The sequence below is a fragment of the Bryocella sp. genome (genome assembly GCF_058498515.1).
This window is the reverse complement of sequence record NZ_JBMHYI010000006.1, coordinates 1-6,816: the sequence shown is the minus strand read 5'-3', so window position 1 is coordinate 6,816 and position 6,816 is coordinate 1. Positions and strand designations below refer to the sequence as shown.

At 57.9% G+C, this 6,816-nt stretch carries 6 protein-coding genes and 1 pseudogene; all 7 read right to left on the bottom strand.

Going from position 1 to position 6,816, the window contains the following annotated elements:
• Positions 1-857, bottom strand: an 857-nt coding sequence (locus AC5E6W_RS01915) for an HAD-IC family P-type ATPase (protein WP_491750567.1), incomplete at its 3' end; no start/stop codon positions are given.
• Between the two features lie 13 nt (positions 858-870).
• On the bottom strand, positions 871-2,634 hold the full coding sequence (gene kdpA, locus AC5E6W_RS01910) for a potassium-transporting ATPase subunit KdpA (RefSeq protein ID WP_491750566.1): 1,764 nt from the start codon (positions 2,632-2,634) through the stop codon (positions 871-873).
• On the bottom strand, positions 2,635-2,721 hold the full coding sequence (gene kdpF, locus AC5E6W_RS01905; RefSeq protein ID WP_491750568.1) for a K(+)-transporting ATPase subunit F: 87 nt from the start codon (positions 2,719-2,721) through the stop codon (positions 2,635-2,637). It lies immediately after the preceding gene.
• A 112-nt stretch (positions 2,722-2,833) separates the two neighbouring features.
• Positions 2,834-4,255 (bottom strand): outer membrane beta-barrel protein, encoded by a 1,422-nt coding sequence (locus AC5E6W_RS01900; RefSeq protein ID WP_491750565.1) that lies wholly within the window; start codon positions 4,253-4,255, stop codon positions 2,834-2,836.
• Between the two features lie 60 nt (positions 4,256-4,315).
• On the bottom strand, positions 4,316-5,017 hold the full coding sequence (locus tag AC5E6W_RS01895) for a response regulator transcription factor (protein ID WP_491750564.1): 702 nt from the start codon (positions 5,015-5,017) through the stop codon (positions 4,316-4,318).
• A complete protein-coding gene (locus tag AC5E6W_RS01890) occupies positions 5,014-6,141 on the bottom strand; it encodes a universal stress protein (protein WP_491750563.1) in 1,128 nt (375 codons plus the stop codon). The genes AC5E6W_RS01895 and AC5E6W_RS01890 overlap by 4 nt, the downstream gene beginning before the upstream one ends.
• 111 nt (positions 6,142-6,252) lie before the next feature.
• Positions 6,253-6,816: pseudogene (locus AC5E6W_RS01885) on the bottom strand (glycoside hydrolase family 2 protein); the annotation flags it as partial.

The window sequence follows — 6,816 nt, the reverse complement described above, 5'->3', positions numbered from 1 at the left end:
GCGAGGACGTTGTGCTGGACGAGACGGTCCATGCCGGCGATGCCGATGGCCGAAAGAAGCCCTCCTATAGTGGTCGGGATAAGGCAGACCAGAAGGGAGATGAGGACAAAGATTGTCTGCGGCGCGCCTGAGTAAATAGCGAAAGGTTGCAAGGCGACGACGGCGAAGAGAAAGATGATCGTGAGGCCGGCGAGGAGGATGTTGAGGGCAATTTCGTTGGGTGTCTTCTGGCGCTCGGCGCCTTCGACGAGCGCGATCATGCGGTCGAGGAAGGTTTCGCCCGGGTTGGATGTGATGCGGACGGTGATGACATCAGAGAGGACGCGCGTGCCTCCGGTTACGGCGGAACGATCGCCGCCGGCTTCGCGAATGACGGGCGCGGACTCGCCGGTGATGGCGGACTCGTCGACTGAGGCGACACCTTCGATTACTTCGCCATCACCGGGGATCATCTGACCAGCGGTGACGCGGACGACGTTGTCGACACGGAGCTGGGAGCTGGGAACTTCCTTGATGGCGCCATTGACGACGAGATAGGCAGTGGTTTCGGATTTGGCGAGGCGCAGGGCGTCGGCCTGGGCTTTGCCTCGACCTTCAGCCATCGCTTCTGCGAAGTTCGCGAAAAGAACGGTGAACCAGAGCCACAGTGTGATCTGCAGGTTGAAGCTGAGATGGCCCTTGTGGGTGATGAGGTTCGTGACGAGCAGAATAGTGGTGAGGATGCTGCCGATCTCGACGACGAACATCACGGGGTTCTTCATCATGACGCGCGGGCTAAGCTTGGCTAGTGCGTCGACGGAGGCGCGGCGGACAATTTTTGCGTCGAAGAGAGAGCGGCGATTAACTTGACTGGACATGGGATTTCTCTTCTTAGAAGGTGTGACCGGCATGGAGAAGCAGGTGCTCGAGTATGGGACCGAGCGTGAGCGCAGGGAAGAACGTGAGCGCGCCGACGATGACGATGACCCCTGTAAGCAGCAGCGTGAAGAGCGGCGTGGTGACAGGGAAGGTGCCGGCGGACGCGGGAACGATCTTCTTGCGAGCCAGGTTGCCGGCGATGGCTAGCATGGGGATGATCATCATGAAGCGGCCAAAGAACATCGCAACCGTGAGTGAATAGTTGAACCAATGAGTGTTGGCGTTGAGGCCCGCAAAGGCTGAACCATTGTTGCCGGTGGCAGAAGTGTAGGCATAGAGAATCTCTGAGAGGCCGTGGGGGCCGTGGTTGGCAAGGCTCGACAGTCCGAGGTTGGGCATGAGGACTGTAACTGCCGCGAAGCCCAGGATGATGAACGGGAAGATGAGCAGATAGAGCATGGACATCTGCACGTCGTAGGATTCGATCTTCTTGCCGAGATACTCCGGGGTTCGACCGACCATGAGGCCGGCGATAAAGACCGCCATGACGACGAAGACCAACATGCCGTAAAGCCCTGCACCTACTCCGCCGAAGACGACTTCACCGAGCAGGATGTTGACCATCGGAACCATACCACCGAGCGGCGTGAAGCTGTCGTGCATGGAGTTGACTGCGCCGCAGCTTGCGTCCGTGGTGACGGTGGCGAAAAGCGCGGAATTGGCGATGCCGAAGCGGACTTCTTTGCCTTCCATGTTGCCGCCAGACTGCGTCAGGGATACATGCTGATCGACGTTATGCAGCAGCGGGTTTGGCTGGGACTCAGCCCAGTAGCAGGTGAGCGTGCCTGCGAACCAGAGCACGACCATCGCAGCGAGCACAGCCCATCCATGCTTCGGGCTACCGACCATCTGGCCCAGCGATACGGCGAGACCGGCCGGCAGAAGAAAGATGGAAAGTAGCTGAAGAAAGTTTGAAACGGGTGTTGGGTTTTCGAACGGATGCGCGCTGTTGGCGTTGAAGAAGCCGCCGCCGTTGGTGCCGAGCATCTTGATGGCTTCCTGCGAAGCGACAGGCCCCTGCGCAATGGTTTGTGTGGTGACGGTCGCAGGCTTGCCGTCGGGGCCTGTTACTTTTTGGGCTTCTACGAGCTTTGCAGTGTCGTAGGCTTTGAAGTTTTGCACAACGCCTTGGGAGACCAGCGCGAGAGAGAAGACGATGGAAATCGGCAGCAGAACCCATAGAGTCCCACGCGTGAGATCGACCCAGAAGTTGCCGAGCGTCTTGCTTTCGCGCCTCGCAATGCCGCGAATAAACGCGACAGCGAGCGCCATGCCTACGGCTGCCGACCAGAAGTTGTGCGTCGCGAGTCCGAGCATCTGGGTGAGATAGCTCATGGTCGACTCAGGCGAGTAAGACTGCCAGTTGGTGTTCGTGGTGAACGATATGGCCGTGTTGAGTGCGAGAGCAGGCTCAACGTTGGTGAGATGCTGCGGGTTGAGCGGGAGAAAGTGCTGGAGACGCTCAATGCCGTAGGTGAGCAGCGCCGTGACGCCACTGAAGACGAGCATGGAGACGGCGTACTCAGTCCAACGCATCTCGTGCGCTGGGTCGATGCGGGTGGCACGATAGAGGAGACGCGCGCAGGGAGTAGCTATAGGGTCGAGGAAGGTCTTGCGACCCTCGAAGACACATGTGAGGTACGTGCCCATCGGCTTTGCGAGAAGCAGGATTGCCACGATGAAAAGAGATATCTGGAGCCAGCCGTTGAGGGACATTTAGAACTTCTCCGGGCGTAGGAGCGCGTAGACGAGATAGACAAGAAGAGAGGCGGAGATGATAAGGAGGATCGCGGACTCAATCATGGCGGGGTTTCGCTTTCAGCCGGTCGCAGGCTTCGGTATAGGCGAAGGCGATGGCAAAGAAAAGGAGCGTGAGGACGATGCAAAGGATGTCGGTCATACGTGGCTCCGGTTGCTAAAAGTGATACGTGAGGTCGCCGGCAACGACGAATTGGGTCTTCTTTGTGCCGAGGTCGTAGGCGGCCAGTTGGTAGGAGTGCTCAAAGCGGACTTCAGGACGGAATAACACCGTCGAGCCGATCCAGTGCCCGTAGCTGATGAGGTGCTCGGAGTACATCGTGGTGTAGCCGGTGCGCTGACCCTTGATGTCATCGACGAATTCATTGCGGATGGAGAGATAGTTGTGTGCGTTGAACTCGTGCTCGAGGTAGTTGACAACGGCTGTTTCGGGCGCGAAACATGTGCGCTCGCCAAAGGAGCAGAAAGCTCCGTTTGCGCCGGTTTCCGGTGTGATGGGGTTGGCTACGTTGCCTCCTATATTGGGCACGTTGCGCTCGTACATGTACCAGGTTTCAGTATCGGTGTGCCAGGTTGCGTTGATCTTGTGATACCAGGTCTCGTAGTAGCTCTGGAGATTGTTGTAGGCGTACTTGCCATCGTTGAAGGAGTTGGCGCATGTGTAGAGCGCGTCGCCTCCCTTTTTCCAGGTGTAGTCCACGCAGGCTGTGCCGGTGGGCTTCACGTCCTTGGTCCAGGGAGCCACGTCGTTTCCGCCGGAAAAGCCGGCCTGGATCAGCCAGTGATCGGATAGCTTGATGCTGGCGACGATGCCGGTCTGGGTGTACGGATCAAGCGTATAAAGTACCGAATGCGAATAGGTGTAATTGTTGGGCGCGAGCTGTGCTTCGATATCTGGAAGCGAAACGTAGCGCCCCATCCGGATGTTCATGCCCTCGGCTACATGCGGAAAGTAAATATCAACGTAGGCCATGATGGGGTCATAGCCGTACTCGTGATTGCGGGCCAGTAGCTGCTGCGAGAAGATGCCCTTCGCCGTGGTGTAGCGGTAGTCCTGGCCCCAGAGCTGGGCGAAGCGAAATCCCCAGTCGATGTGGTCGGTTTGGACGCTGTTGGGCAGGCGTTCGATATAGAGGACCTGCTGATCTGGGATGATGCGGTTCGGGTTGTAGTAGTACGCCGCCGGAGAGTTTGCTCCATCACCCTTGTTGGAGGTGCTTACGTCGAAACCGTTGTTGAACCAGCCGTAGATTTTGGTGCGGCTATGATTCTCGTTGATCGCTTGCATCAGCGGATAGGTCTGGGTATCTGGTGCGCCGATGACAGGTGTGCCGCCTACGGAGTAGTCAGAGCCTGGAAAGGGTGTGGAGTCCAATGGACCGTCATAGCCGCGGCGGGCGGGCGCCGTTGCAGTATTTGCGCTGGGCGCGGGAAACCAGTCGTCGTGGTATGCGGTGCCAAGACGGGCAAAGAAGTTCGGTGAAGATATATCCGGCGCCGCGACGGTGGGGACAGGGGATTGTGAGTAAGCTCCACACGGGACAAGCGAAAGAGCCAGGAGCACGAGAGTGCGGAGCATGACACAACCTTTCTATTTGAGTAGAAAGGTTGAACCTGTAAGAGGGCCGTATAAAGCCCGTTAAGAAGTTGTAAGCTCCGCAGGTCCTGAGGGATCGAAGCGATATCCGATCCATGGCTCACTGAGGATATATTGCGGGCTATCGCCTCGCTCGATTTTTTTGCGAAGCTGCGCGATGAGTACGCGGAGGTACTCCGGCTGGCCGTCGCCTGCGGGACCCCAAACAGCACGCAGCAGGACCTTGTGCGTCAGCACGCGTTCCGGGGAACGGGCAAAGACAACGAGAAGATCGAACTCCTTGGGTGTGAGGTGAACGGGCTGATTACGAATCAAAACGCTATGCGCTTCAGTATCGATGACGAAATCGCCGAGCTCGATGTGAGAGAGGACCGCCTGCGATTCAACGCCGCGGCGCAGTTGTGCGCGGACGCGGGCCAGGAGCTCCGGTACGCTGAAGGGCTTTGTGAGGTAGTCATCAGCACCTTCGTCGAGCGCGAGGACTTTCATCTGGTCGCTGTCGCGGACGCTGAGGACAATAATGGGAATCTGGGAGACTCCGCGGATAGCCTGTGTCAGCTCGATCCCATTCATCTCCGGCATGGCGAGGTCGGTGATGACGAGGTCAGGCCGGTCTGCAATGAGGCGTTCATAGGCTTGTGTGCCGTTGTTTGCGATCAACACTTCGTAGCCGCTGCTTTGCAAGGAAGCGCGCAGCATGCGAGTGATCTGGGGTTCGTCGTCGACGACGAGAATGCGTTTCAATGGGGCTCCTGGGTGACGATATGGAGGTCGACATGTGGGGCTTCAGACATGAACTTCTGAATAGCCAGATAGTAAAGGTATTTTCTCATTCCGTGCAGCGCGGACCTGCCGACAATGGCCTGGGTGATGCGGTGTTCGCGAACGTAAGCGGCTGTAACGCGTGCCGTGTCACTGCCATCCAAATGAACGATGTTCGCACCCAGATTCTTTGCAAACTGCAGGCTGGACTCAAGTGTCTGCTTGCGGCTTGGCTCGGCATCGCGCTCACTGGTGACGTGAAGGACATATAGTTCGGCGCTCAGGGCTTCTGCCAGGCGTGCGCCTCGTGCGATGAGGTCGCGGGCCTGCGCGTTGGAACTTACGCAGACCGCTATTTTTTCCGCAACGGACCAATGAGCGCCAAGGCGTTTGCGGGAGACGTAGTCCTCCAGCGTGCGATCGACCGCGCGCGTGATGCGCTGCAGCGCCATTTCGCGAAGAGCGATAAGGTTGCCGCGTCGAAAGAAGTTGGAGAGCGAGCGCTCAACGCGTTCCATGGGATAGATATCTCCACGGCGCATGCGTGTGACGAGAGCTTCGGGGGTAAGATCGCTGATGACGATCTCGTCGGCGCGGTCTAAAACCCAGTCGGGAACCTGCTCGCGTACGCTGATGCCAGTAAGCGCCTGAACGCGCGGCGCAAGGCTTTCGACGTGCTGGATATTGATCGTGCTGAGAACGTCAATTTTGTTTTCGAGCAGTAGAAGCACGTCTTCATAGCGCTTGGCGAAGCGGCTGCCTTCGATGTTGGTATGCGCGAGCTCGTCGATGAGTGCAACCTGAGGTAGACGGGCGAGGATAGCGTCGACGTCCATCTCGGTGAAGAGTGTGCCCTTGTAGTCGATCTCGCGCAGTGGAACTTGTTCGAGCTTTGAGGTGAGTTCGGCAGTGCCGCTGCGGCCGTGAGTTTCGACGATGCCGATAACTACATCTTCGTCACGGCTGCGGCGTCGTATGCCTTCCGAAAGCATGCTGAAGGTCTTGCCGACGCCCGGGGCATAGCCGAGAAAAACCTTGAAGCGGCCACGCTTTTTCTCTTCACTGGCCAGCAGCCAGTCTTCCGGAGATTTCTTGTTTTCTGTCACGCCAAACGATTCTCCCGATCAGATCGAGTTGAAACACCACCTGTAGTTTGCGGAATTTCAGGCTCTGGCCGGAATTGTACTCGCTTGTGCAGCAGCGTCACTGTCGCGCAGCTAGGCAGTCTCCAGTTGCGAGGCTGCGGAGCTGAACGTCGCTACCGCAACTCCGAGATAGGGATGTTTCGCTTTTAGCGTGATGGTTCCTGGGGTTTCAGTCGTTCGGATCCAGATGGCGCCGGTGCCTCCAATAAGACCGAAAGGATTGTCGCCTATGATCTGGCCGGGACCTTCGACTGCGAACTCGATGGCGTCGGCTGCGAAGTGGCGAAGCGCGCCATACTCATCGTTTACACGCAGGACAACGCGGACAGCATCGGCGCCATCGGCGATAAGACTGGTTTCGTCGGGAAGAAGGACGAAGGCCTTGTCGGCTCCCGAACCGGAGTACTTCTTCGAGATCACAATCTTGCCATCGATGAGGCCGTCAATGCGGAGATCGCCCCAGCTGTCGTGACTGATTTTCCTGCCTACAAGGAACGTAAAGGGCGGGTACTTCAGGTGAGGGAACTGCTCACGATCGGGTCCGCCCTCGGCGACGAGATGCTCGCCCTTTTCGTTGAACGTGGTCATGCGGATGGTGTCGACGTTCGAGCAGATGAGAGCGTGGTCGAAGTTCGT

Bases quoted from the DNA above. Each gene is read 5' to 3' on its own strand.
- kdpA (WP_491750566.1), bottom strand. From the start codon at position 2,634: ATGTCCCTCAACGGCTGGCTCCAGATATCTCTTTTCATCGTGGCAATC.
- kdpF (WP_491750568.1), bottom strand. From the start codon at position 2,721: ATGATTGAGTCCGCGATCCTCCTTATCATCTCCGCCTCTCTTCTTGTC.
- AC5E6W_RS01900 (WP_491750565.1), bottom strand. From the start codon at position 4,255: ATGCTCCGCACTCTCGTGCTCCTGGCTCTTTCGCTTGTCCCGTGTGGA.